Consider the following 24,454-nt stretch of genomic DNA (forward strand, 5'->3'; position numbering starts at 1 on the left):
CGACGTCAGGAGCCGGGCCCTCTCGCGGTCCCGGCTCCCCCCGTCACGCTTTGGCGCTCTTCCCTCCCGCCGCGGGCAGACGGCGGCGGAAGGCGCGCTTCCAGCGGCGGACCTTACGGCGGTACTCGGCCCGCAGCCGCACCCGGGTGCGCTCCCACTTGCGCGCGAACCGGCTCGACGCCAGCTCCTCGAAGAGCCGCTCGTAGCGTGCGGCGATCAGCTCCGGGTCGTACGTCCGCGCGCTCTCCAGCGCCGCCGCGGCCATCGCGCGGCGGCCCGGCTCGTCGTCGATCAGATCCCGCAGCGCCTGCGCCATCGCCTGCTTGTCGCCGACCGGGACGAGCCGCCCGGTGACCCCGTCCTCGATGATCTCGGCGGGGCCCAGCGGGCAGTCCGTGCTCACCACCGGCACCCCGCAGCGCATCGCCTCCACGAGCGTCATCCCGAACGACTCGGCGTCCGAGGCGACCGCGACGATCGACGCCTTCGCGAACTCCTCCTCGATCGGCGAGTACGGTCCCATCAGCTCGGCGCTCGCGGTCAGCCCGAGCTCCTCGATGCGCTCCTGGAGCCGATCCTTCTGGGAACCACCGCCGTAGATCCGCAGCCGCCACTCCGGATGCTTGGGCGAGACCTCCGAGAAGGCGTCTATCAGCAGGTCGAAGCGCTTGCCGCGGACCAGCCGCCCGGCCGCCGCGATCACCGGCGCGGTGCCTTCGGAGGGCGGGGCAGCGGGCTCGGGGACGCTGTTCGGTATCGCGAGGGTCCGCGCCCCCGGCAGCGGCATCTTCGCCCGGTACACCGCCGCGTCCGCCTCCGTCGTGGTGACGACGGCGTCCAGCATGCGGTAGTACGGCGCCAGCTCGGCCCGCAGCTTCTTGCTGTGCGCCTCGTACCGCAGATGCTCCTGCGCGATGCGCAGGGCCTTGCGCGGGCCGAAGCGTGCAAGGTACACATTGACGCCCGGCCGGGTGCCGATGATCACGTCGGCGTCGGAGCCCTCAAGGTACCGGGCGATCCGCACGTCCATCAGCCGGTTGTACTGGTGGTTCCGCTTCTCGTGGACGGGAAAGTCCCGGGTGCGCTCGGCGAACAGCGGATCCCGCGCGTCGAGGCCCCCGGGCCGGGTGTCGACCAGCGGCACCAGCCGCACCCGCGGGTCGAGCGTGAAGCGCGGCTTCGCCCGGTGGCGCATCATCGAGACGATCTCCACGTCGTGGCGCTCGGCCAGCGCCGCGGCGAGGTTCAGCGTGGTGCGTATCGTTCCGCCGATCCCATAAGCGTTGTGCAGCAGGAATACGATCTTCATTCGGTGTCTCTCCGGCCGGTGGCAACACCGGGGCGCGATCCCCCCGGAACGTACTGGGTACCCTGTCCCGGCTCGGTAAGCCGGTCGCGTGGATACGGTGAGAGCCGGGTAAGAACCGCAGCTCCGGGGGGATGCGGGGGACCGCATCCGACGGGCCTTGGCAGACTCGTCGTGTGACCAACACCGTGCTGCTCGCCGAGGACGACCGTGCCATCCGCCATGCGCTGGAGCGCGCCCTGACGCTGGAGGGATACCGGGTGACCTCGGTGTCCGACGGCGTCGAGGCCCTGGCGGCCATCCACCGTGAGCACCCGGACGTGATCGTGCTGGACGTGATGATGCCGGGAGTGGACGGCATCCAGGTGTGCCGGGTGCTGCGCGCCGAGGGCGACCGCACCCCCGTCCTCATGCTCACCGCGCGGGTGGAGACCGCCGACCGGATCGAGGGACTGGACGCGGGCGCCGACGACTACGTGGCCAAGCCGTTCGACGTCGACGAGGTCTTCGCCCGGCTGCGCGCGCTGCTGCGCCGCGCCGCCCCCATACCGGAGCCCGCGGCGGAGGGCACCGTCTTCGACGCCACCCTGGCGGTGGCCGACCTGAGGCTCGATCCCTCGGCGCGCCGGGTGTGGCGGGGCGGTACGGAACTGGAGCTGACCCGCACCGAATTCGACCTGCTGGAGCTGCTGGCCCGTAACGCGGGCATCGTTCTTGATCATGGCACGATCTACTCTCGCATCTGGGGCTATGACTTCGGCCCCGGATCGAAGAACCTGGCCGTATACATCGGTTATTTGCGCCGCAAGGTCGACCAGGCCGGACTCATCCCGCTCATCCACACGGTGCGCGGCGTCGGCTACACCCTGCGGGAGGAGTGAACGTGCGCTTCCCCATCCGCCGTCATCCACGGCCCAGCCTGCACACCACCTTCGCGCTGTCCTTCGCGGCGGTGGCGTCCGTGGTGACCCTCCTGGTGGGCTTCCTCAGCTACGACGCCGCGGCCGGGCTGGTGCGGGTCGACCAGAAGTCGGCGTTCACCGACGTCATCCGCGATCTGCGGACCCAGGTCCGCGGCCAGAAGGTGATCCTGCGGCAGTACCCCTCCGAGGTCCCGGTGCCGTACGGGCTCCGCGACGACCTGCGCCGGATCAGCCGCATGGACGTCCAGGTGCTGGGCGGCCGGGGCGGCGTCTACGACGAGGGCAAGCCGCCGCTGCCGGTCGGCGACGAGGACCGGGAGACCGCCGCGGCCGCCACCGCGGGCACCACCCGGCAGCGCAACGTCTCCATCGGCGAGGACGACTACCGGATGGCCACCGTCGCGCTCGGTGACCACCGCGGCGCCGTGCAGGTCGCCCAGCAGATCAGCGACACCGAGGATCTGCTGCGCGAACTCCAGAAGCGCACCGCGCTGTTCGTCGTCGCGATCATCCTGGCCGCCGGGCTGGCCGGGTGGTGGCTCGCCGGACGCATCACCCGGCGGCTCACCCGGCTCACCCGGGTCGCCGAGGGCGTCGCGGTCACCGGCCGGATGGAGGTGGCGGTCCCGGTCACCGGGGACGACGAAGTGGGACGGCTGGGCCGGGCGTTCGACGGCATGCTCGGTAGGCTCGCCCGCTCCAAGGACGACCAGCGGCGCCTCGTCCAGGACGCCGGACACGAGCTGCGCACGCCGCTCACCTCGCTGCGCACCAACATCTCGCTGCTGAGCCGCTTCGAGCAGCTGCCGCCCGCCGCGCGCGACGAGCTGCTGGCCGATCTGGCGGGGGAGACCCGGGAGCTGACCGACCTCGTCAACGAGCTGGTGGACCTGGCGGCCGGTCAGCGGGACGACGAACCGCGCACGGAGGTGTCGCTGGACGAGGTCGCCACCAAGGCCGCGACCCTCGCCCGCCGGCGCACCGGCCGCGACATCACGGTACGGGCCACGGGCGACACCCTCGTCGAGGGCCACCCGGCCGCCCTGCTGCGCGCGGTCTCCAACCTGGTGGAGAACGCCGCCAAGTTCGACCGGGACGGCACCGGGCCCGTCGAGGTCGTGGTGAGCGGGCACCGCGTCGAGGTACGGGACCGGGGGCCGGGCATCGCGGAGGAGGACCGCGAGCGGGTCTTCGACCGCTTCTACCGCTCGCCCGGCGCCCGCAGCCTGCCCGGCTCCGGGCTGGGGCTTGCCATCGTGCGCGAGGTGGCCCTCGCGCACGGCGGCACGGTCTTCGCCCGCCCCCGCTCCGGGGGTGGCGCGGTCCTGGGCTTCACCGTGGACGGCCCCGAGGAGCCGTAGCCCTCGGCTACGGCTTGCGGGCCACCCCGGCCCACATGTTGATGTCCGCGCTGCGGATCTCGTCCGGGCGGTCGCCGGGGTCCGGCTTCCAGGCGTGCGGCTCCGAGACGCCCGGATCGACCAGCTCCAGACCGTCGAAGAACGCGGCGACCTCGCTCTTGCTGCGGGTCGTGAAGGATATGCCGCTCTCCTTGTAGACGGCGATCACCTTCTGCCACGTCTCCGCGTGGAAGTCGGCCGTGGAGTGCGTCAGCATCAGATAGCTGCCCGGGGCGAGCGCGCCCATCAGCTCACGTACGAGCTCGTACGGCTTCTCCTCCTCCGGAATGAAGTGGAAGAGCGCGTTCACCGACATCGCGACCGGCTTGCTCAGATCCAGCGTCTCCCGCAGCTCGGTCGCCGTGATGATCCGCTGCGGTTCGCGCACATCGGCCTGGACGTACGCGGTGCGGCCCTCGGGGGTGCCGCGCAGCAGGGCCTGGGCGTAGGCGAGCACGATGGGGTCGTAGTCGGTGTAGACGACCCGGGCCTCCGGGGCCACGCTCTGGGCGACCTGGTGCAGGTTCGGCTCGGTGGGGATGCCGGTGCCGATGTCCAGGAACTGCCGGATGCCCGCCTCGGCCGCCAGCCAGCGCGTCGCCCGGTGGATGAAGCCGCGGTTGACCGTGGCGTTGAGCTTGACGGTCGGGTAGACCGACAGCACCTTGCCGGCGGCCTCCGCGTCGACCTCGTAGTGGTCCTTGCCGTTGAGGTAGAAGTCGTACATCCGAGCCGAGTGCGGCTTGCTGGTGTCGATCTGCTGGTCCGGGGCGAGTCCGTAGTCGGTCACGCCGCCCTCCGTTCCGGTGCGTTAGCCGCCGAGGTGGCCAGGTTGGTGTTGTCGGGTCGGGTGAGGAGGAAGTCCGCGGCACCGGCCTTGGCGCCCTGGATGAACTTCTCCATCTCGTGGTGGGTGTAGATCAGCGCGGGGCCGTCGGGGTCCGTCGACTGCCGCAGGGCGATCCGCCCGTCGTGCAGCCTCAGGGCCTCCACGCACGCACCGCCGTTGGGGCCGCTCCAGGGCTTGCGCCAGCCTTCCGTCGCCAGACGGGTGGCCGGCATGCCGTTGTAGACGTCTTCTACCTGATCCACAGTCACAGCTCCTTGCGAATCTCTCGGAGAAAGCCCTCCGTGCGCCGCGCCGATGTGGCCCGGGTGCTCATCTGGTCCAGTGCCTCCAGATAGGCGGCCACATCGGAGCGCTGGTCGAGATAGCCGGCGCCGGTCAGGCCCTCGGCGTAGACGATGTCCGGCAGTTCCGGGATCTGGAACCGGAACAGCTGGAAGGGACCTCCCATGCCCGGATGCGGCCCGGCGGCGAACGGCACCACCTGGAGGGTCACATTCGGCATCTGGATGGCCTCGACGAGCCGGTCGATCTGAGCGCGCATGATCTTCGGCCCGCCGATGTGCAGACGGAGCACCGTCTCGTCCATGACGGCCCACAGATGCGGCCCGTCGGGTCTGGAGAGCAGTTCCTGACGCTCCATCCGCAGGGCGACCCGCCGGTCGAGTTCCTGCTCGGTGCCCTGCGGGAAGCCGATGCGCAGCAGCGCGCGGGCGTAGTCCTCCGTCTGGAGCAGACCGGGGATGAAGTGCGGTTCGTACGCGCGGATCCGGCTGGCGGCGCCCTCCAGGCTCACGTAGAGGCTGAACCAGTCCGGCAGCACATCGCGGAACCGGTGCCACCAGCCCGGCCTGTTGGCCTCCTCGACGAGTCCGAGGAAGGACTCCACCTCGTCCTGTCCGACGCCGTAGGTCAGTAGGAGCTTCTCGACGTACGGGAGCTTCAGGCCGACTTCGGCCTTCTCCATCCGGCGCACGGTGGTCTGGTTGACATGCAGCGCCTTGGCGGCCGTGTCATAGCTGACTCCGGCCCGCTCGCGGAGGTGCCGCAGCCGCATGCCGAGGACCATCTGCCCGACGGTCGGGGCAGACCGCGCTTCACCCACGTCATACCTCCTCCGACGGTGTTGTGCGTCTCAGTGTGCCATGCTCGGTATGGGCGGCACAGACTGCGTTGGCCATTCTGCATTTTGCAGAACGCGCCTTGCCAACTGATGCTCGCAGGAACGATAGTGGCGTCGTGACCGGTCCCAACGTGGCTGTCCTGTCGCGCACTTGCGGCAGTCGCGTACGGGCGGCATTCACGCCCCCACAGGCAGACGGACGGAAGGCACATGGCCGTGGCATTGCGTCAACGCTCGACAATGGCCCCTCACATGAGCTCCGCCGGCGTTGATACGGCCCTTCACCAGGAGAGTCTGCAACTGCCCGCCCGGGGTGCCTCGGTCGCCGCCGCGCGACGGCTCGTCCGGAACCGGGTGCCCCACTGGGGCTTCGACGAGGACGTGTGCGGCGCGGCCGAGCTGGTGATGTCCGAGCTGTTCACCAACGCGCTCGTGCACACCGCGAGCGACCAGATCCTCTGCGTGCTCCGCGCCCAGGAGCGGCGCTCGCTGTACGTCGAGGTCGCCGACCAGGGCGGCGGCCCGCTCGGCCCCATGCCCCGGGAGGCGGGCGTCGAGGACGAGAGCGGCCGCGGCCTGGCCCTCGTCCGCGCCCTGACCGAGGCCTGGGGCGACCGGCCGGGGGCGGCGGGCGGCCGCGTGGTGTGGGCCCAGCTCACCTCGCTGGCCCGCTGACCTGTACGGACTCCGGCGGTTAGCATCGCCGGGTGCACACCGTCCCACGCCGCCTGCTGCTGGCGCTCGCCGCGGGCGGGCTCGCCGGTTGTTCGGACCCCGGGCCCTCCGCCCGGGTGCGGCTGGCCACCGGCCCACGGGGCGGTCCCTACGCCACCTTCGGCAGCAGACTGGCCACCGAGGCGCACCGCGCCCACCACGGGCTCACCGTGCGGGTCCTCACCACCGCGGCGAGCGTGGAGAACCTGCGCATGCTCGGCGCCGGCCGGGCCGACCTCGCGCTCACCCTCGCCGACAGCGCGGCGGACGCCGCCGCGGGGCACGGCCTCTTCCCGCGGAAGATCGCGGTCGCGGCCCTCGCCCGGCTGTACCTCAACTATCTGCACCTGGTCGTGCCCGCCGACTCCACGATCGAGCACCCCGCCCAGCTGGCCGGGCGCACGGTCTCCCTCGGCGCCGCCGGATCCGGCACCTCGACGACCGCCGGACGGGTGCTCGGCACCGCCGGGGTGCGCGACGTCCGCGCCGTACGCCTCGGGCTCGGCGCCTCCGCCGACGCGCTCACCGACGGGGAGGTGGACGCCTTCTTCTGGTCCGGCGGCGCCCCCACCTGGGCCATCTCCCGGCTCGCCCGCCGCCGCCCGGTCCGCCTGATCCCCCTCGGCGGGCTCGCCCGCGCGCTGCGCCGCGACCACGGCCCGGTCTACGAGGAGGTCTCCGTCCCGGCCGGTGTCTACGGGATGCGGGGGCCGACCCCCACCGTGGGCACGCCCAGCTATCTCGTCTGCCGCTCAGGGCTCGCCGACGGTACGGCCCGCGCGCTCACCGAGGTGCTCTTCGAGCGCCGCGACCGGCTGCCGGTGCCGGACGCGCCGGGCAGCCGCCTGGACGAGCGGTACGCCATCGGCACCGGCACCGTCCCCCTCCACCCGGGCGCGGCCGCCTACTACCGCGCCGCCTACGGCTGACGGCCCGGCCCGCAGCGGTTTCCGGCCGCTGCCGAGCGGCCCCGGGGCGGCTTCCCCATCCGGGGGCGCTCGACCGTCTCGCCGGGCGCCGCGGGGCGCGGCGGCTCGCACGGCGGAGCACACCCCTGGGCGGTGCGCTCGCCTGCCGCTGCCGCGGGGTGGCGGCGCCGGGGGCGGGGGGTGTCCCCCGTTTCGGGAAGGGGCGGGGTAGGGGAGAGGCCCCTCAGCCCACCGGCAGGCGCAGCTCCACCACCAGGCCGCGCGGCTCGGCGGAGCGCAGGGTCAGCTCGGCGCCGCAGGAGCGGGCCAGCTCGGCGGCGATGGCCAGGCCCAGGCCGCTGCCGGGGACGTTTCCGTGGTCCGGGGCGCGCCAGAAGCGGCCGGGGGCCGCGGCCAGCTGTTCGGGGGCGAGCCCGGGGCCGTCGTCGGCGATCCGCAGCGCCCCGTCGGCGTCGAGCGAGACGGTGACCGTGCCGCCGGACGGCACGAACTTGGCCGAGTTGTCCAGCGCGATGTCCGCGATCCGGGCGGCCGGGGCGGGCAGCGGCGGGGCGTCCGGGCCCGCCCGGTCGACGTCCACCACCAGGGTCAGCCCCCGCGCCGCGTGCACCTCGCGCCAGGTGCCGAGCCGCGCGGCGAGCGCCGCGGGCGGGATCGGCTCGGGGGCGGCCGCCCCGGCCTCCACCCGGGCCAGCTCCAGCAGGTCTTCCAGCAGCTCGGCCAGCCGGTCGACCTCCGCGAGCGCTTCGGCGTAGTCGACGGTCCCGCTGTTCCGCAGGTGCGGCTCCAGGTTCTCCAGCCGCAGCGACAGGACGGTCAGCGGGGTGCGCAGTTCGTGCGAGGCGTCCGCGACGAAGGCGCGCTGCCGCTCCAGGGCGGTGGAGACCGCGTCGGCCATGGCGTTGAACCGCCGCTCCAGCAGCCGCAGCTCGGCGGGGCCGTGGCCGCCGTCGCGCACCCGGGCGTCCATCCGGCCCTCGGCGATCGCCCGGGTGGTGAGGTCCAGTTCGGTCACCGGCCGCAGGATCCACCGCGCGAGGCGGCGCGCGGCGATCAGGGCGCAGGCCACCGCGATCAGCGAGCCGCCCGCGACCGCCGCCCAGACGAACGCCACCTCGCGCCGGGCGGTGGCCGTGGCCACCCGCATGAGGACCACGCCGGAGACCTGGGCGTCCCGGCCGACCGGCTCGGCGATCACCACCGACCCCGGGCCGAACGGGGTGACCAGGGGCAGGCTTCCGGTGGTACGGCCGGACAGCGCCCGCTCGGCGGGCTCGCGCTCCCAGGCCCCGCCGCCCGCCACCCGCTCGCCGTCCCGGCCCCGGATCTCCACCGCGGTGCCGTACAGCCCGTGGTAGCGGGAGACCTCCTGGGCGAGCCCGGTGGTGTACCCGTCACGGATCGCCTGATCGGCGAGTTCGGCGAGGCGGGTCGCGTCCGCGCGCCGTTCCAGCAGCAGTTGCCCGGTGCGGTGCGAGGAGTACGCGCGGGCGAAGGGCACCGCGAGCGCGGCCACCAGGCACGCGATGAGCACGGTGTAGACCGTCAGGATCCTCAGGTGCATCCGCCGGTTCCCAGCCGGTATCCGGTGCCGCGCAGCGTTTCCACCAGCTCCGGACGGCCGGTCTTGGAACGGATTCCCGCAATATGAACATCGAGGGAGCGGGACGCCGACAGCAGCAGATCGCCCCAGATCGCGTCCAGGATCTCCTCCCGGCTGCGGACGACGCCGGGTTCGCGGGCGAGCAGCGCCAGCACGTCGAACTCCCGGCGGGTGAGGGCGACGGGGCGGCCGTCCACCTCCAGCTGCCGGGTGGCCAGGTCGATGCGTACGCCGCCGACCGCGACCACCGGGCCCGCGGCCGTGAGCGGCCGGGTGCCGCGCCGTACGACGGCCTCCATGCGCGCGATCAGCTCGGCCGTGCGGAACGGCTTGACCAGGTAGTCGTCGGCGCCGCCGCGCAGGGACCGCAGTACGTCCCGCTCGGCGGCGCGGGCCGTGACCACGATGACCGGGACGGCGGAGGCGCGGCGCAGCCTGCGCAGCGCCTCCAGCCCGTCCATGTCGGGCAGCCCCAGGTCGAGCAGGACGAAGTCGGCGCCGTCCTTGAGCCGGAGCGCGTCATCGGCGCGCCCGGCGCGGACGACCTGGTGCCCCAGCCGGTCGAGCGCCGAGGTCAGCGCGGCCGCCAGCCGGTCGTCGTCTTCGACCAGGAGTACGTGCATGGGCTTCAGGGTAAGGGGCGCGCCGAGGGCTCAGACAGCGGTCTTCCGCAGGCTGTCGGCGGCTTCCTTCTCGGCCGCTTCCCTGGTGAGGGCGGTGTCCCGGGTCTCGCGCATGGTGAGGTAGACGATGAGCGAGACGGCGGCGCAGCCGGAGACATACCAGTAGAAACCGGATTCCGCACCGGCCTTCTTGAACCACAGCGCCACATACTCCGCCGTACCGCCGAACAGCGCGTTCGCCAGCGCGTACGGCAGGGCCACCCCGAGCGCCCGGACGCGGGTGGGGAACAGCTCGGCCTTCACCACCGCGTTGATGGAGGTGTAGCCGGTGATGATGACCAGCGCGGCGAGCGAGAGCACCAGCGCGCCGAGGAAGGTGTCGGTGTTCGCGAGCGCGGTCATGATGGGCACGGTGCCGAGCATCGATCCGAAGCCGAAGGTGATCAGCAGCGGCCGTCGGCCGATCCGGTCCGACAGCGATCCGGCCGCCGGCTGGATCAGCATGAACAGGAACAGCGCGCAGAAGCTCACCAGCGACGCGTCGGACTTGCTCAGCCCGGCGGTGTTCGACAGGTATTTGGTGAGGTAGGTGGTGTACGTGTAGTACGCGACCGTGCCGCCCATGGTCAGGGCGATGACCAGCGCCGCCTCCTTGCGGTGGCGCAGCAGCTGGCGAAGGGTCCCGCGCTCGGCCGTCCCCCCGCCGGTGTCCTCCTCCTCGGTGTACGCCTCGGTCTCCAGCAGGTTGCGCCGCAGCCAGAAGACCACCGCGGCGGCCACGGCACCCACGATGAACGGGATGCGCCAGCCGTACGAGTGCAACTCGCCGTCGGACATGGTGCGCTGGAGCATGATCAGCAGTCCGAGGCCGATGAGCTGGCCCATGGTCATGGAGACGTACTGGAAGCTGGAGACGAAGCCACGGCGGCCGGGCTGGGACGCCTCGGTGAGATAGGTGGCGCTGGCCGCGTACTCGCCGCCGACCGAGAGCCCCTGGAGCAGCCGGGCCACCAGCAGGATGAACGCGCCGAAGTAGCCCACCTGGTCATATGTCGGCGCGATGGCGATGAGCAGCGCGCTGGCCGACATCAGCGTCACGGTGAGGGTGAGCGCGGCCTTGCGCCCGCGCCGGTCGGCGTACCGGCCCAACAGCCAGCCGCCGATGGGGCGCATGAAGAATCCCACGGCGAAGATGCCCGCGGTGTTGAGGAGTTGCGCGGTGTCATTGCCCTTGGGGAAGAAGGCACCGGCGAAGTAGGTGGCGAAACTGGCGTAGACGAACCAGTCGAACCATTCGACGAGATTGCCGATCGAGCCGCCGAGCACGGCTCGCCAGGGGGTACGGGGGTGTGCTGCTGAGCCGGTGTCGCTCACTGGGCCTCCAGGTACGTGCGGAAGCGGGTCGGCCGCTCGTTGAGGCGGTCGTCGCGCAACGCAGCGTCGGTGCGGACAGGGGCCGGCGTACAGACTCCGGACCGAGAGCTAACGTCCGGTTAACACACCGTCCCGCGCCGGACCTTTCCCCGCCGGGCTCCGTCCCGAACCGTTGACGTCTTCTGGGGGCCGCGGGATTGTGGTGGCTCCTGTTTGCTTGTGTTCGAAGTTTCGGACTTCGGGAGGCGGCCATGCGTGGCGTGTCAGCACCGGGCGAGTCGTACGGACGCAGGAGATTCCTCGGCGGAGCAGCCGCCCTCGGCGGGGCCGCGGCCCTGGCCGGGTGGCCCCGCCCGGCCGCCGCCGCACCGGCGGCGACCTGGGAAGACGTGATCAACGGCTCCTTCGGGAGCTACGGCGCCTTCGAGGCGGAGTGGAACTACCTCTATCCCTGGGGCTCCGACCACAACGGGAGCGCCCGGATGTACGGCAGCTCCACCGACCACAACCACATCACGCTCGCCTCCGGGGTGCTCACCCTGAAGGCCACCCGCATCACCTGGGACGAGGGCACCAGCAGTTCGTCCCCGCACCTCCCGATCCGCTACCACTCGGGCGCGGTGCACGCGAAGAACCAGATCGTGGTGACCGACCAGTTCCCCGACTACGAGGTCAAGGGCGAGTTCCAGGCGCCGAGCGCGGCCGGGACCTGGCCCGCCTTCTGGCTGACGGGGGTCAACAGCTGGCCGCCGGAGAGCGACATCCTGGAGTTCAAGGGCAACGCCAACAACTGGTTCAACACCTTCCGCAGCTCCTCCGACGTGTCCAGCACGATCGTCGGGGTCTCGGGCCCCGGGAACTGGCACACCTACCGCGCCTGGATCACCAAGGTGAACGCCACGGACGTGGACATCCACTACTACCTGGACGGCACCTGGAAGGCCGTCCACCGGGGCGCCGGTTTCGTCGGCAAGCCGCTGTGGCTCATCATCAACCTCCAGATGGACGGCTCCTCGGGCTCCTCCGGCCCGGGCGGCGACACGTACTACCGGGCCCGGAACGTGTACGTCGGCCGGAACCGCACCAGCTGACACCCCCTATCCGTGCGTCTGGAGCACCGCCTCGCCGCGGTCGGGGGTGCGCCTGCGGGCCGGGTGCCGGGGCCGGGGGATCCGGCGGGTCAGCCGGGGCGGAGCCTCCGGGGCCCTGGGGCCGGGCGGCCGGTCGTCGGGACCGTCGTCCTCCGGCCGCCGCACGGTGTCCGCCCCGGTCTCCGCGCCGTGCACCGTCAGCATCACCAGTCCCGTGCTCGCCACCAGTGCCGCGAGCAACGCCAGCAGCGTGCCCGGTGTGCCGTACTGGAAGTGCTCGCCCAGCATGGCGATGCCCACGGCCGTCGCCACCACGGGGTTGACCACCGTGGCCGTCGCGAGCGGCGAGGCCAGCCCGGCGCCGTGGTACGACGCCTGGGACAGCAGCACCCCGCTCCCGGCCAGCAGTCCGATCATGACGAGGCTGGGCAGCGCGTCGGCCCAGGAGCCCCAGATGCCCTCCACGGCGACGTTCTTGACGAACACCGAGGAGACGCCGAAGGCGGTCCCCGCGGCGATGGCCAGCAGCACCCCGCGCAGCCCGCCCGGCCGCAGCCACCGCGCGGCCGGCGCCAGCGCCGCGATGGCGGAGAGCGTGACCACGGCCAGCGTGAACCGCTCCCCGTCCGACAGCGCCTGGGACCGCGACGAACCGGTCAGCGACAGCAGCCCCGCAAGACCCGCGGTGGCCAGCACCGCGCCCCGCCACCCCGCCGTGCCGACCGGGCGCCGTACGAACACCGCCGCCATCGGCAGGGCGAAGACGATGGTGAGGGCGCCCAGCGGCTGCACCACGCTCAGCGGCCCGTAGGCCAGCGCGATCACATGGAGGACGGCCCCGGCCCCGTTCAGGGTCACCGCGGTCCACCAGCTCCCGCGCCGCAGCGCGCCGGTGGCGCCCGGCGGCGTGGTCGCCGCGACATGCTCCTGGAGGATGGCCCCGGCGGCGTAGCACACCGAGGAGACCAGTGCCAGCAGCACCGACAGCGCGAGCGAGGTCACGTCGAGGCCCCCTGGGCCGATCCGTCAACGTCCATGCCCTCATCCTTGAGGGTCGGACCCCACTCCGTCGTCGTCCTTGAGCACAGACTTCCTCCTACTACTTGCGTAGTACTGCGCGCCACCATTTCGCCTTGGCGGCGGCTGTGCGGGCCCGCTGGAGCAGTTCGTTCTGCGGCTGGGCGGGCCGGTAGACCGTGAGCGCCCCGGGCCGCTTGTCGATCAGCAGCGCCTCCGCGGGCTCCGCGGCCACCTCGCCGTCGTAGGCACGGGTGTCCAGGGCGTGCAGGCCGGTCAGCCGCAGCTGCCGCATCCGGCGGGTCGTATAGACGCGCGAGCGCCCCAGCGTGCCGGTGAGCGCCGAGAACAGCAGCCGGGTACGGGCCAGCGGCTGGTCCCCGTCGATGGCCCGGACGTCGAGCAGCCCGTCGTCCAGCTGCTGGCGGTACGCGGGCGCGAACCCCTCGGGGGAGTAGCCGCCGTTGCCGACGAACAGCACCCACAGCCGCCGCGGGTGCCCGTTGACCTCGATCTCCATGGGGGTGGCCGTGCGCAGCACCCGGCCGAGCGCGACGGCGGCCGCGGGCCACTTTCCCAGCCGGTCCTGCAAGCTTTCGCGGATGCGGACCAGCTCGGGGTAGAAGCCGAGGCTGAAGGTGTTGACGAAGTGACTGGTGCCGTCGCCTTCGGCCCCTTCGGCGCCTCCGGCGAGCGGGGTGGCCCGGGCGAGGTCCACGGCGACCGCGTCGCCCTCGGCCACCGCGTGCGCGGTGTCCTCGAAGTTCGGCACGCCGATGTCCAGCGCGAAGTGGTCGAGGGTGCCGCCGGGGAAGACGGCCAGCGGCAGCCCCCGCTCGGCGGCGAGCGCGGCCGCCGCGTTGACGCTGCCGTCCCCGCCGCAGATCCCCAGCGCCCCGGCCCGCTCGGTGGCGCGGCGGGCGGCCTGACCGAGCAGCGCCATGAAGTCGTCGTCGGGTCCGCAGTCCACGATCTCGGCCGCGGGCAGCAGCAGTTGGAGCTGCTCGGCGTCGGTGAACCCGCCCGCCGGCGCGGCGTTGCCCGCACCGTGGTTGACGACCACGACCAGCCCCTCGCCCTTGGGCAGGGCGGGCGCCGAGACCCGCGGCCGGGCCTGCGCCGGGACCTCCGGGCGCGGCGGCCACCAGCGGCAGGTGAGCGCGGCGGCCCCGGCCCCCAGGGCGATACCGGCCACCACATCGCTCGGGTAGTGGACCCCCACATAGACCCGGGAGGCGGCGACGGCGGCGGCGAGCGGGGCGACCAGCGTGCCGTACCGGGACGACTCGATGGCGACCCCGGTCGCGAAGGCGGCCGCGGAGGCGGAGTGCCCGGAGGGGAAGGAGCTGGTCCACGGCTGCCGACGGAGGCGCCGGACCAGCGGCACGGCGTCCAGCACCGGGCGGCGGCGCTCCACGGTCCACTTCACCACCATGTTCGACGCCAGCGAGGCTGCCGCGAGCGAGCCGACGCCCCGCAGCGCCGCCCGCCGCGCCGTGCGCCCGCCCGCGATCCCGAGCACGGCGGCCGTGCCGAACCACAGCTTGCCGTGGTCGGCGGCCCGGCTCAGCCGGGGCAGCAGGGGATGAGCGCCGCGCAGCCGGCTGGCCGCGACCCGCGCGAACAGCTGCCGGTCGATGTCACTGATCGGTCCCATGCCTCATGGGTAACCCGGAATGGCCAGGGCACGCCTCACCGGCACACGGTGTGATCCATCCCCCTTGGTTCCGCGCGGCGCGGGGCGGGGCCGTACGCGCGTACGGCCCCGCCCCGTATGACGTGACGTGGCGTCAGGAGGCGGGGAGCCCCCAGCGTGGCGCCGCCTCGTTCGGCTCGACCGGCCTGACCCTCATGTCCGGGTGATCGCCGCGCGCCGTGATCACCGCCTCGTGCCGCCTGCCCAGCGCGATGCGGATCGTCCCGGCGCCGACGTGCTCGTACGGCAGCCGCCGCCCGTGCTCGTCGTGCACCTCGATGCTGCCGGGCAGGGAGTGCCGTACGACGCAGGGCGCGCCCGCCTCGCTGCGCAGCCGCACCCAGCGGGTCACCCCGCCCTCGCGCGCCGCGCTCAGCAGGAACGCGCCCTGGGTGCGGAAGTCGTGCACCATGAGTTCGCGCCAGGCGGCGGGCAGCGCGGGGAACACCCGGATCACCCCGCCCCAGCTCTGGCACACCATGTCGTGCAGCGACTGCGCGGCCGACAGCGGGGTCTCGATGACCGGGCCCGACTCCTTGTACAGGGTGTTCGGCTGGATGAAGCGGGTCATCAGCTCGCCCAGGTACTTCAGCGCGTCCTCGCCGCGCCCCATCTGCGCGGACATCGAGGCGGCGCCGGTGAAGGTGTAGCCCTGGAGGGCGCCCTCGAAGCCCACCCAGTGGTTGAGGGACGTCTCGATCAGCTCGCGCCGGTCCGGGTCCTCCCAGGTCACCTCGTACAGCGGATAAACGGCGAGCATATGGGAGTAGTGGCGGTGCGACTTGGCGAACGGGACGCCCGCGCCGATCATGAAGCCGTTCTCGTCGACCGGATACGGGGTGAGCTTCGTGAGCACCTCCCGCCAGCGCGGTGCCGACGGGTCGTCGACGCCGAGGGTCTTCGCCGAGTCGAGGAGCGTGGCACAGCCCCAGCGCAGCAGCATCAGGTCGTAGTTGCAGTCGGGGGCGTTCACCCCGTACTCGGGCGAGAAGGTGGCGGGCAGGTGCAGCTTGCCGTCGCTGCCGGGGGTGAGGAAGTGGAGGTAGTACGCGACGGCCTTGCGCAGCAGGGGGAAGACCACGTCCCGCAGGATCGCGATGTCCATGGTGTGGCGGTAGCTGAGCCACACGTTGTGCAGCGCCCAGGTGAGGTTGCCGACCTCGGGGGTGGGCGGATCCTGGCCGGGTATGCCGACGGCGAAGCCGCCGTTCGTCACCGAGGCGCCGTTGACCAGCTGCGTGTCGGTGGTCCGCGGGATGCCCGCGGAGTCCTTGCGGTACGGGGTGTGGAGCTGGTTGGAGAGGTTGTCGCGGAACTCGCTCAGGGCACGGGTCACCGCGTCCAGCTCCAGGTGGTTGGAGCCGTGGATCAGCCAGTACTCCAGCTGCACATTGAGGTTCCACCAGGTGGCGGGCCACGGCGTGGGCTCCAGCCACGGCCCGCAGGTGGCCATTACGGGCGCGTCGGCGCGGGCTGCCGAGGCCACCTTGTAGAGCTGGATCCAGTAGAAGCGCTGGAGGCGGGCGTCGGGGAGGGAGAGGAAGCTCTTGCGGTAGTACGCGTGCCACCACGTGCGGTGGGTGGCCGCCAGCGCGTCGTACGGCAGCGCCGACGCGGCCCGGACGGCCTTCAGCGCGCGGTCGCGGGCGGTGCTGCGGGGGTGCGAGTGCGCGACGGTGACATAGAGGGTGCGGCGGCCGGAGCGGGCGCGCTCGCGCCAGGCCGTCACGTGCTGCCCGCCCGCGAGCAGTGGCTGCACGGCGGCCCGCATGCCGTGGTGGTCCTCGACGGTGGCCGGGGGGTTGCCGGTGTAGCCGTCGGGGACGGGCTTGAACGCGACGCGCGGGCTGATGGCCTCGGCCGGGTGGAACACCCAGCGGAAACCCGTCTCGCCACGGGTGGGGGTGACCTCGACGGCCATGACCGAGCGGGAGTTGTGGACCAGCGCGCGCAGGGTCAGGGTGCCCCGGTCGGTGGTGATCGTGCCGGTCAACTCGGCGTCGCGCAGCCGCAGCCGCCAGTCGACGGCCTTGACCGTGCCGACCGGCTCCAGGGTGAAGTGGCCGATCGGAAGCCGGGCGAGCCCGAAGAGGGAGCCGAACTCGGGGCGGTGGTCCTGCACCTCGGTGTGCTGGATGGTGAAGCGGACGGCCCCGGCGGTGTCGGGGTCGGCGTAGATGCCGGAGCCCAGGAGGGCGTTGCCGAGGTACGGGCCCTCGTACCAGGTCGTGGGCATCTTCTGCCAGACCATGTCGGCGTCGTCGAGGACGGTGGTCCAGGGGTCCGCGGCGGACGACGTCCGCCGGGCGGTGTCCGGGGCCGCGCGGGAGGCCGCGTGCGCGGCCGTGGCCGGCGCGGTGAGCCCGATGGTTCCGGCGGCCATGGCGCCACCGACGACGGTTCTTCTGGTGGGTGCGGTCACGTACGTGCCTCCAGTTCCTCGGGCTGAACCACTGGGCATGATGCAGCCCTTCCGGAGGAACCGGAAGCCCTCGCGCACGATAAACATCGGATGAGCGACCCGGACCGGTGCGTCGATTTGCCGCCACGAGCCTGTCGGAACGGCAATACCTCGGATCTCCTCGCCTTCGGCGGGCGAGATAGATCAACGGGCCGTGAACACCACCCACACCGTGCCCGGCGCGAACGTCATCCGGTCGCCGTCCGTGGTGGTGAAGGTGGTGCCGCCCCCCGCGCCCGGACGGGACCAGCGGGTCTCGTACGCCTTGCCGTCGCGCAGCACCACCGCCTTGCCCGAACCGACCGTCTCGGTGAAGGGCGTGACGCTGCCGAGCACATCGTGGAAACGCGACGGGCGCACCGTCGTGTGCTGCACCACGACCGTGGCGGCGCCCAGCCGTCCGCCGTCGGTGGTGCGGGCCGGGGTGCCGTCCATCGCCACCAGCCACCGCTTGGCCGCGGCGGACCAGGTGAAGGTGAACCCCGCGGACGGATAGCGCACCGACTGCCGCTTCCTGGGCTCCCCGCCCGGTGGCGCGGCGCCGAAGCGGAAGCCGATGTCCGAGGCGTCCGAGGCGTGCGGGGCGAGGCGCAGCGCGGTCTCGGGGCGCACATAGAGGTTGTGTGGCGCGGGGTGCTCCGTACCGCGGATATAGGCGCGGGGCGCCGTGGCGGGCGGCAGCGGATACAGCGGCGCGGCCTCCACGGTGGACCGCAGCCGGGACTGGACGCCCGAGTACGCGAGAGCCGGGCGCCCGAACTGGCGCAGCAGATCGAGGTCGCTCTCGCGGGCGCTGCGCACCGGCCCCACTTCGGTGGGCAGGCGGCTGGAGAAGACCGCGAGCATGCGGCTCAGTCCGCCCTCCACCTGCTCGACGTAGACGATGTCGGCCGCGCCGAGGCCGGTCTGGGGGCGGGCCTGGCTCGCGTTGTCGATCTTCACGGCGAGGACGGGCGCGGGCTTCGCGGACAGGCCGGTGAAGGGGAACTGCCCGGTGGCGGGGGACCGGGCGTGCTCGGTGGGCCGGGCCCGGCCGCCGTCCCGGCCCTGGTCCTGGCAGCCGCCCAGCAGGGCGAGCAGGCCGAGGACGACGAGCGCCGCGAGCAGCGGGGTCGCGGGCCGGGCGCCCGGTGGGCCGGGCCTCATCCGTTCGGCGGACATATGCCCCACCCCCTCCCGTCCCAGCTCACCACGGATGGTGGCCCGCGGCCACTTGGCGCGGAGCATTCGGCCGCGGTGTTCGTTCTTTGCCCAGTCCTCGGGAATCGACGGGCGGAGCCTTCAAGTGCTGGTTAACCTGACGACAGATCCGGTTCAGCCGACCACGAAGGAGTGTGCGGTGACCCCCGAGCAGACCACGAGCGACGAGTCACACGCGGAGAACGGCGGGCGGCGGGCGGAGCCGCCGGAGGTGGGCAGTCTGGAGGTGTGGGCACGCTCCGCTCCGATCCGCCTCGCCGGTTACGAGGACGACCTGGCCGAGCCGCACATTCTCCAGAGTGTGGACTGAGCGGCGCCGCCGATTCGCTGCAATGCAGAACAATTCGGACGGTCGTCATTCAGCCGATTTCGGCGCGGCCCACGAGGGGTGATGCCCCCGCTGTACAGCAGGAACAGACATTCGAAGGGCTTTGGCCAAGGCTGAAAATTCGATCAGTCGGCACAAGGGGTGTCCGATCCTCACGGCTCCTCCACATGTGTGAAGCCGTGGTCGGGGGCGTTTGTTCCGGAGCGATGAAAACCAGTCACCGCGGGGGCGCCGACGGCGCGTTGTGTGGCGTTCGTGGATTCGATCTACGCCGGGATGGCGCACTATATGGACTGCGCGGTCTCGGCTTCGGCCGCGCAGCCGGTCCGGACGACGCTGTCCGTGAACCGGCGCCAGGGGGAGGGACATCAGCCGTCGGGGAGGGGAGCCCCGGCCGCGTGAAGCCGCGTTTCCGAGGATCATTCATCGCTCATCCGCCTCGGCACGCCGCCATCGGTGTGCCGACGCGCGTCATTCACCGGTCGGCGCCGCGCGCCCTGCGCGGCTGCCCCTGGGGGGAGTTCACCATGGGTCGGATGACCCGGCCTGCCGCGGCATGCGCCGCTGCGGTCCTGCTGACGGCATTCGCTCCGGCACTCACCGCGAGCGCGGCCGTGACGCCGAGAATCGACCTGCGGGTCCTGGTCCTGGACGACCACGGTCCCGCGACCGCCGCCATCACGGCCGAACTCGACGGCTCCGGCACCCCGTACACCACGGTCGACCTGACGGCCTCCGGGCGGTCGCGCATCGACGCCGCGTTCCTCAGCGACACCGTCGACGGACGGCCGCGCGCCAAGTACCAGGCGGTCGTGGTCCCCAACGACAATCCGTTCGGGGACGGTTCGGCGGAGATGGCCGCGCTCACCGCGTACGAGAAGAAGTTCGGCATCCGCCAGGTCGACGCGTACACCTACGCCCGCCCGGCCGTCGGCCTCAACTCCCCGCAGAGCCCCGGGTACGCCGGGTCGCTCGACGGCCGGACCGCGAAGGTGACCCCGTCCGGCGCCGCGGGCCCGTTCGGCTACCTCGACGGCACCGTTCCGTTCGAGGACAACGACCCTGACGTGACCGAGAGCTATGGCTATCTGGCCGTCCCGCTGGAGCAGCAGGCCGAGGGCGCCACCTACACCGCTTATGTGGACGCGCCCATCCCCGGCAGCTCGGCGCGGGGCTCGCTGGTCGGCGAGTACGCCCACGACGGGCGCCGCGAACTGGTCGTCACGTTCGTCTACAACCGGTACCAGAGCCAGTTCCGGCTGCTGGCCCGCGGCATCGTCGAGTGGCTGACCCAGGGAATCCACCTGGGTGCCGACCGCAACTACCTCGCCGTCCACGTGGACGACGTGTTCGCCGCCGACGACCGCTGGGACACCGAACTCAACTGCACCCCCGGCGACATCGACTGCGGCACCGCGGGCAACGGCGTCGAGAACGACCCCATCCGGATGACCGCGGCCGACGCGCAATACGCCAAGGAGTGGTCCACCGCCCACGGACTCACCCTGGACCTGGCCTTCAACGGCGGCGGCAGCGAGGCCTACAAGGACGAGAACGGCGGCAGCGACCCGCTCGCCCGGCAACTCGTCGCCGACCAGGGCTCCTTCCGGTGGATCAACCACACCTACAACCACCCCTTCCTGGGCTGTGTGCAGGACACCACCGTCGTCCCCTGGAAGTGCGCCACCACCCTCCTCGGCACCACCCGCTACGTCGGCCTCACCGACATCACCGGGCAGATCGGCGACAACCTCACCTGGGCGGGCCGCCAGAACCTCGCCGTCGACAAGACCGAACTGGTCACCGGCGAGCACTCGGGCCTCAAGACCCTGCCGCAGCAGCCGAACGACAACCCCAACCTGTCGACCGCCCTCGGCCTCACCGGCGTCACCTCGCTCGGCAGCGACGCCTCCCGGGAACCGGACCAGCGCACCCTCGGCCCCGCCACCACCGTGCCGCGCCACCCGATGAACATCTTCTACAACGCCGGGCGCGCCGCCGAGCAGGCCGACGAATACAACTGGATCTACGCGAAGAAGGCCGACGGGGGAAGCGGGGTGTGCGAGACCTCCTCGGCCACCACCTGCCTGGAGGCTCCGCTGGACACCGCCACCGGTTACGCCTCGTACATCGTGCCGCTGGAGTCCAAGATCGCGCTCGGCCATGTGCTGGCCAACGACCCGCGTCCGCACTACGTCCACCAGTCGAACCTGGCCGAGGAGCGGATCGTCTACCCGGTGCTGGAGAAGACCCTCGGCGCGTACGAGGGCCTCTTCGCCGACGACACCCCGCTCGTCAACCTGCGGATGAAGGACGTCGGCGAGGAGCTGCACAAGCGCGCCGCCTGGGACGATGCCCTGGCCGCCGGGCGCGTCACCGCGTACCGCATCGGCGACACCATCACCGTCACCGCGCCCGGCGGCACCCAGGCCCCGGCCACCCTGCCCGCCGGCACTCAAGCGACCCAGACCGGCAACGCCATCGCCTTCGGCAGCGCCTACGCCGGGCTGCGCTCGGGCTGGGCCACGCCCACCCTCGGCCGGATCACCTTCACCCTCCCCGGCGACGCGGTCCCGGACGACCCGTCCGCCGCGGCCCCCGCCCTGCGCGCCGCGGCGCCCGCCGACCGGCTGCCCGTTCCGGCCGGGGTGCGCGACCCGGTGCCGTACGGGCCCGGCGACACCAGCCGCCACTGAGGCCCCGCACCGCCCACGGCGTCACCCGTCCGCCCCTCCTTCACCGCGGCGTTCACCGCTGCCCTCACCCGCCGCCGTCCGCACGGCGCCGTCCTGGAGACCGAACCGACATGCGAGGACCGCTTGCCGAGCCCACGGCCGGCACCGTCTCGGTGACCCTGCTCACCGAGGGCACCTACCCGCACGGCCACGGTGGGGTCAGCGTGTGGTGCGACCAACTCGTACGGGGCATGCCGGACATCGACTTCCGGGTCATCGCGGTGACCGGCACCGGACGGGAACCGCTCGCCTGGGAACTGCCCGCCCAGGTGCGCGGCGTGGACTGCCTGCCGCTGTGGGGACCGCCCCCGGCGGTCCGGGTGCGCGCCCCGCGCGGGCGGGCGATGCGGACGTTCCTGGCCGGGTACGAGCGCTTCCTGCTCGCCCTGCTCGACCCGGCCCAGGAGCACGCCTTCGCGCCGGAGCTGTACCGGCTCGCGGAGTACGCCCAGCGCGGCACCCTCTCCGCGGCGCTGGCCTCGGAGTCCGCGGCCCGCGCCCTGGCCCGAATATGGACCCGGCCGCACCTGCCCACCGCTGCCGCCCGCCCCACCCTGCACGACGCCCTGACCGCGACCGACCTGCTGGAACACGCCCTGCGCCCGCTCGCCGCCCGGCCCCCGGCCGAGGGCGTCGCCCACGCCGTGAGCGGCGGACTCGCGGCGCTGCCGGGCCTCGTGGCCCGGGAGCGGTACGGCACCCCCTTCCTGCTCACCGAGCACGGCGTCTATCTGCGCGAGCGCTACCTCGGCTTCCGCGCCGAACCGTACGGCTGGCCGGTCAAGGCGCTGCTCCTCGGCTTCTTCCGGCTGCTGGCGATCGAGAGCTACCGGCGCGCCGCGCTCGTCACCCCCGGCAACCGCTACAACCGGCGCTGGGAGGAGCACGGCGGCACCCCGCCGGAGCGCATCCGCACCGTGTACAACGGCGTCGACCCGGCCGCCTTCCCGCCCGCCGGACCCGAACCCGGCGTCCCCACCCTGAGCTGGGCCGGACGCGTCGACCCGATCAAGGACCTGGAGACGCTGATCCGCGCCTTCGCCCTCGTGCGCAAGGAGCTGCCCGACGCGCGGCTGCGCCTCTTCGGGGGCACCCCGCGCGGCGCGGAGGGCTACCGCGACGGATGCCAGTCGCTCGCCGTGGAGCTGGGCGTGTCCGACGCCGTCACCTTCGAGGGCCGGGTGGAGGACATCCGGGACGCCTACGCGGCGGGGAACGTGGTCATGCTCTCCAGCATCAGCGAAGGCTTCCCCTTCACCCTCATCGAGGCCATGTCCTGCGGCCGCGCCACCGTGTCGACCGATGTGGGCGGTGTGCGCGAGGCGGTCGGCGACAGCGGCCTCGTCGTCCCGCCGCGCGACCCGGAGCGCATGGCGCGGGCGGCGCTCACGCTGCTGGGCGACCCGGCGCTGCGCGCCGGAATGGGGGAGGCGGCCCGGCTGCGGGTGATCGAGCAGTTCACCCTGCGCCGGACCATCAGCGCCTTCCGCGAGATCTACCACGAGCTGGACGCCACGTCCCGGGCCACCGCGACCGCGGCCCCGGAGATGGCGCTGGTCGCGGGAGGTACGGCATGAGCGGCCCGCTGCGGCTCGTACCGCCCGGCCCGGCCACGTCCGTACCGCCGCCGCGCCGGTCCGGCGGTCGCCGTCGGCGGCCTCGCTGGGCCGACGACCCGATCGACGAACTCATCGCCGACCGGGGCGAGTTGATCGCCGAAGCCGTCCACCCCGACGAGATCGCGGCCGTACTGGAGGCCGACGGGCTGACCGGGGACCAGGCGCAGGAGCGCTTCGGGCGCCGGGACACCTTCGAGCTGGCGGCCGAGCTGTACGCACGCGTACCGCGCCGCCACCCCGAACCGCCGCCGCGCACCGACCCCTGGGCCGCGCGCCCCGGACGGTTCCTGTTCCGCGGGCTGGTGTTCGCCCTGCCCGGGCTCGGCTACGCGCTGGGCGCGCCGTTCCTCAGCGGCCCGCCCGACGTCCTCGGGCTGCCCGCCGGAAGCGGTGCGCTCACCGCCTCCGCGCTGGTCGGCTGGGCCTGGAACCAGGCGCTCGCCCACCGGGCGTACACCCGGCTGGCGTCGGGCGGCCGCGCGGCGGCCGGGCGGTGCCTGCGCCTCGGCGCCCCGCTGGGCGCGCTGCTCGCGTATCTGGCCGCGCTGCTGCTGCCCGCCCCCGGTGCGGCGCTCGCCTTCGCGGCGGGACAGTCGGCCTATCTGGCGGCGGCCACGGCACTGCTCGTGCTCGGCAGGGAACGGCTGCTGCCGCTGGCGCTGCTGCCGACGGCGGTGGGCGCGGGACTGTCGCTCGCCGTCGAACTGCCCTCCTGGGTACGGGCGTTGGCGCTGCTCGCCACGGTCGGTGCCGTGCTGGCGGCCGCCGCACGCGTCACCGTACGGGCCATCGACCCCGAGGCCACGTCGGGCGCGGCCCCGCCGCTGACCGCCTCGCTGCCGTACGGGCTGTTCGGGCTCGGGTGTGCCGTGCTCACCACCGTGGCCGCGCTCGGCGACATGGTGCGGTACGGGGCGGGGGCAGCGCTGGCCGGTGCCGTGGTGATCGCGCTGACCCTCAGCATGGGCGCCGCCGAATGGCTGCTCCACCGCTGCCGGGGGCTCGCGCTCGCCGCGCTCGCCCACAGCACCGGCCCGGCGGGCTTGCGCCTGCGGGCCGCCCGGGTGCTCGGGCTCTGCCTGGCCGGATACCTCGCCGCCCTGACCGCGCTCGTGTTCGCCACCCACGCACTGTGGCCCGCCGCGTCCCCGGGCACCGCGCCACCACCGCTGGGGGCCGCCCGGCTGCTCGCCGTCCTGGCCCTCGGGGCGGTGCTGTGGAGCGGGCTGCTGCTCCAGGCGTTCGGCAGCGCCTGGCTCCCCGCCGCGGTGTGTCTGACCGCGGCCGCGGCCGAAACCGCCGCGCTCGCGCTGAGGATCTCCGCCCCGGCGGTCGTCCAACTCGCGGTCTGCGGCGCGGCGTCGGCCGTCCTGCTGGCCTACGCCACCGCACTCCTCGGCCGGATCACCACCCACCGCTGAGCCACCCCCCGCTCCCGTACCACCACCACAACACCCCGCAACAG

Annotated in this window: 20 protein-coding genes; 9 read left to right on the forward strand and 11 right to left on the reverse strand. The window is 73.0% G+C overall.

Annotated elements, in window-relative coordinates:
- Positions 1–43: 43 nt before the first annotated feature.
- Positions 44–1,309 carry a glycosyltransferase family 4 protein gene (locus LCH29_RS19765; protein WP_446463052.1) on the reverse strand — a complete coding sequence of 422 codons (1,266 nt, stop codon included), beginning with the start codon at positions 1,307–1,309 and terminating at the stop codon, positions 44–46.
- A gap of 173 nt (positions 1,310–1,482) precedes the next feature.
- Here LCH29_RS19765 and LCH29_RS19770 point away from each other — a divergent pair, with 173 nt between their 5' ends.
- Together LCH29_RS19770 and LCH29_RS19775 are read left to right on the forward strand one after the other, a co-directional pair.
- Positions 1,483–2,187 (forward strand): response regulator transcription factor, encoded by a 705-nt coding sequence (locus LCH29_RS19770; RefSeq protein ID WP_446463053.1) that lies wholly within the window; start codon positions 1,483–1,485, stop codon positions 2,185–2,187.
- 2 nt (positions 2,188–2,189) lie between these two features.
- Positions 2,190–3,590, forward strand: a complete 1,401-nt coding sequence (locus LCH29_RS19775) for an ATP-binding protein (protein WP_446463054.1) — start codon at positions 2,190–2,192, stop codon at positions 3,588–3,590.
- A gap of 7 nt (positions 3,591–3,597) precedes the next feature.
- Here LCH29_RS19775 and LCH29_RS19780 read toward each other — a convergent pair whose 3' ends face one another.
- The 3 genes from LCH29_RS19780 to LCH29_RS19790 are packed head-to-tail and all read right to left on the reverse strand — an operon-like array spanning position 3,598 to position 5,581.
- Entirely contained in the window at positions 3,598–4,419 is an 822-nt protein-coding gene (locus LCH29_RS19780) for an SAM-dependent methyltransferase (RefSeq protein ID WP_446463055.1), read from the reverse strand.
- Complete coding sequence (locus tag LCH29_RS19785) at positions 4,416–4,721, reverse strand: DUF397 domain-containing protein (protein ID WP_446463056.1); 306 nt, start codon at positions 4,719–4,721, stop codon at positions 4,416–4,418. Before LCH29_RS19785 ends, LCH29_RS19780 begins: the two co-directional genes overlap by 4 nt.
- A 2-nt stretch (positions 4,722–4,723) precedes the next feature.
- The gene (locus LCH29_RS19790) at positions 4,724–5,581 is read right to left on the reverse strand and encodes a helix-turn-helix domain-containing protein (protein WP_446463057.1); all 858 of its coding nucleotides are present in this window, start codon (positions 5,579–5,581) and stop codon (positions 4,724–4,726) included.
- A gap of 270 nt (positions 5,582–5,851) precedes the next feature.
- Between LCH29_RS19790 and LCH29_RS19795 the strand changes: the two genes are divergently transcribed.
- Both LCH29_RS19795 and LCH29_RS19800 read left to right on the forward strand, forming a co-directional pair.
- Positions 5,852–6,274, forward strand: coding sequence for an ATP-binding protein (locus LCH29_RS19795; protein WP_446463058.1), 423 nt, complete (start codon positions 5,852–5,854; stop codon positions 6,272–6,274).
- Positions 6,275–6,306: 32 nt separating this feature from the next.
- Positions 6,307–7,242 carry a TAXI family TRAP transporter solute-binding subunit gene (locus tag LCH29_RS19800; protein ID WP_446463059.1) on the forward strand — a complete coding sequence of 312 codons (936 nt, stop codon included), beginning with the start codon at positions 6,307–6,309 and terminating at the stop codon, positions 7,240–7,242.
- Positions 7,243–7,465: 223 nt separating this feature from the next.
- On the opposite strand, the gene LCH29_RS19805 is transcribed toward LCH29_RS19800, so the two are convergent.
- The 3 genes from LCH29_RS19805 to LCH29_RS19815 are packed head-to-tail and all read right to left on the reverse strand — an operon-like array spanning position 7,466 to position 10,842.
- Positions 7,466–8,806, reverse strand: a complete 1,341-nt coding sequence (locus LCH29_RS19805; RefSeq protein WP_446463060.1) for a sensor histidine kinase — start codon at positions 8,804–8,806, stop codon at positions 7,466–7,468.
- Positions 8,797–9,468: a response regulator transcription factor gene (locus tag LCH29_RS19810; protein ID WP_446463061.1), complete on the reverse strand. Its 672-nt coding sequence runs from the start codon at positions 9,466–9,468 to the stop codon at positions 8,797–8,799. Before LCH29_RS19810 ends, LCH29_RS19805 begins: the two co-directional genes overlap by 10 nt.
- A gap of 30 nt (positions 9,469–9,498) precedes the next feature.
- The gene (locus tag LCH29_RS19815; protein ID WP_446463062.1) at positions 9,499–10,842 is read right to left on the reverse strand and encodes an MFS transporter; all 1,344 of its coding nucleotides are present in this window, start codon (positions 10,840–10,842) and stop codon (positions 9,499–9,501) included.
- A gap of 251 nt (positions 10,843–11,093) precedes the next feature.
- Between LCH29_RS19815 and LCH29_RS19820 the strand changes: the two genes are divergently transcribed.
- Entirely contained in the window at positions 11,094–11,933 is an 840-nt protein-coding gene (locus LCH29_RS19820) for a twin-arginine translocation signal domain-containing protein (protein WP_446463063.1), read from the forward strand.
- Positions 11,934–11,939: 6 nt separating this feature from the next.
- Here the strand turns inward: LCH29_RS19820 and LCH29_RS19825 are convergent, their stop codons facing one another.
- The 4 genes from LCH29_RS19825 to LCH29_RS19840 all read right to left on the reverse strand — a co-directional run bounded on the left by LCH29_RS19825 (position 11,940) and on the right by LCH29_RS19840 (position 18,268).
- Positions 11,940–12,935, reverse strand: a complete 996-nt coding sequence (locus LCH29_RS19825; RefSeq protein ID WP_446463064.1) for a DMT family transporter — start codon at positions 12,933–12,935, stop codon at positions 11,940–11,942.
- Positions 12,936–13,032: 97 nt separating this feature from the next.
- Positions 13,033–14,607, reverse strand: coding sequence for a phosphatase PAP2 family protein (locus LCH29_RS19830; RefSeq protein ID WP_446463065.1), 1,575 nt, complete (start codon positions 14,605–14,607; stop codon positions 13,033–13,035).
- A gap of 133 nt (positions 14,608–14,740) precedes the next feature.
- Complete coding sequence (locus LCH29_RS19835) at positions 14,741–17,107, reverse strand: glycosyl hydrolase family 95 catalytic domain-containing protein (protein WP_446463066.1); 2,367 nt, start codon at positions 17,105–17,107, stop codon at positions 14,741–14,743.
- Between the two features lie 144 nt (positions 17,108–17,251).
- On the reverse strand, positions 17,252–18,268 hold the full coding sequence (locus tag LCH29_RS19840; RefSeq protein ID WP_446463067.1) for a DUF3048 domain-containing protein: 1,017 nt from the start codon (positions 18,266–18,268) through the stop codon (positions 17,252–17,254).
- A gap of 178 nt (positions 18,269–18,446) precedes the next feature.
- Here LCH29_RS19840 and LCH29_RS19845 point away from each other — a divergent pair, with 178 nt between their 5' ends.
- The 4 genes from LCH29_RS19845 (at position 18,447) to LCH29_RS19860 (ending at position 24,410) form a co-directional block, all read left to right on the forward strand.
- Positions 18,447–18,617, forward strand: coding sequence for a hypothetical protein (locus tag LCH29_RS19845; RefSeq protein WP_184502879.1), 171 nt, complete (start codon positions 18,447–18,449; stop codon positions 18,615–18,617).
- Positions 18,618–19,162: 545 nt separating this feature from the next.
- On the forward strand, positions 19,163–21,331 hold the full coding sequence (locus LCH29_RS19850; RefSeq protein WP_446463068.1) for a hypothetical protein: 2,169 nt from the start codon (positions 19,163–19,165) through the stop codon (positions 21,329–21,331).
- 110 nt (positions 21,332–21,441) lie between these two features.
- The gene (gene pelF / locus LCH29_RS19855; protein WP_446463069.1) at positions 21,442–22,947 is read left to right on the forward strand and encodes a GT4 family glycosyltransferase PelF; all 1,506 of its coding nucleotides are present in this window, start codon (positions 21,442–21,444) and stop codon (positions 22,945–22,947) included.
- Positions 22,944–24,410 (forward strand): hypothetical protein, encoded by a 1,467-nt coding sequence (locus LCH29_RS19860; protein WP_446463070.1) that lies wholly within the window; start codon positions 22,944–22,946, stop codon positions 24,408–24,410. The genes pelF and LCH29_RS19860 overlap by 4 nt, the downstream gene beginning before the upstream one ends.
- Positions 24,411–24,454: the final 44 nt, after the last annotated feature.

It is taken from the genome of Streptomyces sp. BRA346 (assembly GCF_052851135.1).

What these genes read in the sequence shown, in the direction of transcription:
- LCH29_RS19835 (WP_446463066.1), bottom strand. Translation starts at nt 17,107, where the DNA reads ATGCCCAGTGGTTCAGCCCGAGGAACTGGAGGCACGTACGTGACCGCA.
- LCH29_RS19810 (WP_446463061.1), bottom strand. Translation starts at nt 9,468, where the DNA reads ATGCACGTACTCCTGGTCGAAGACGACGACCGGCTGGCGGCCGCGCTG.
- LCH29_RS19840 (WP_446463067.1), bottom strand. Translation starts at nt 18,268, where the DNA reads ATGTCCGCCGAACGGATGAGGCCCGGCCCACCGGGCGCCCGGCCCGCG.
- LCH29_RS19805 (WP_446463060.1), bottom strand. Translation starts at nt 8,806, where the DNA reads ATGCACCTGAGGATCCTGACGGTCTACACCGTGCTCATCGCGTGCCTG.
- LCH29_RS19765 (WP_446463052.1), bottom strand. Translation starts at nt 1,309, where the DNA reads ATGAAGATCGTATTCCTGCTGCACAACGCTTATGGGATCGGCGGAACG.
- LCH29_RS19795 (WP_446463058.1), top strand. Translation starts at nt 5,852, where the DNA reads ATGAGCTCCGCCGGCGTTGATACGGCCCTTCACCAGGAGAGTCTGCAA.
- pelF (WP_446463069.1), top strand. Translation starts at nt 21,442, where the DNA reads ATGCGAGGACCGCTTGCCGAGCCCACGGCCGGCACCGTCTCGGTGACC.
- LCH29_RS19820 (WP_446463063.1), top strand. Translation starts at nt 11,094, where the DNA reads ATGCGTGGCGTGTCAGCACCGGGCGAGTCGTACGGACGCAGGAGATTC.
- LCH29_RS19860 (WP_446463070.1), top strand. Translation starts at nt 22,944, where the DNA reads ATGAGCGGCCCGCTGCGGCTCGTACCGCCCGGCCCGGCCACGTCCGTA.
- LCH29_RS19850 (WP_446463068.1), top strand. Translation starts at nt 19,163, where the DNA reads ATGGGTCGGATGACCCGGCCTGCCGCGGCATGCGCCGCTGCGGTCCTG.
- LCH29_RS19830 (WP_446463065.1), bottom strand. Translation starts at nt 14,607, where the DNA reads ATGGGACCGATCAGTGACATCGACCGGCAGCTGTTCGCGCGGGTCGCG.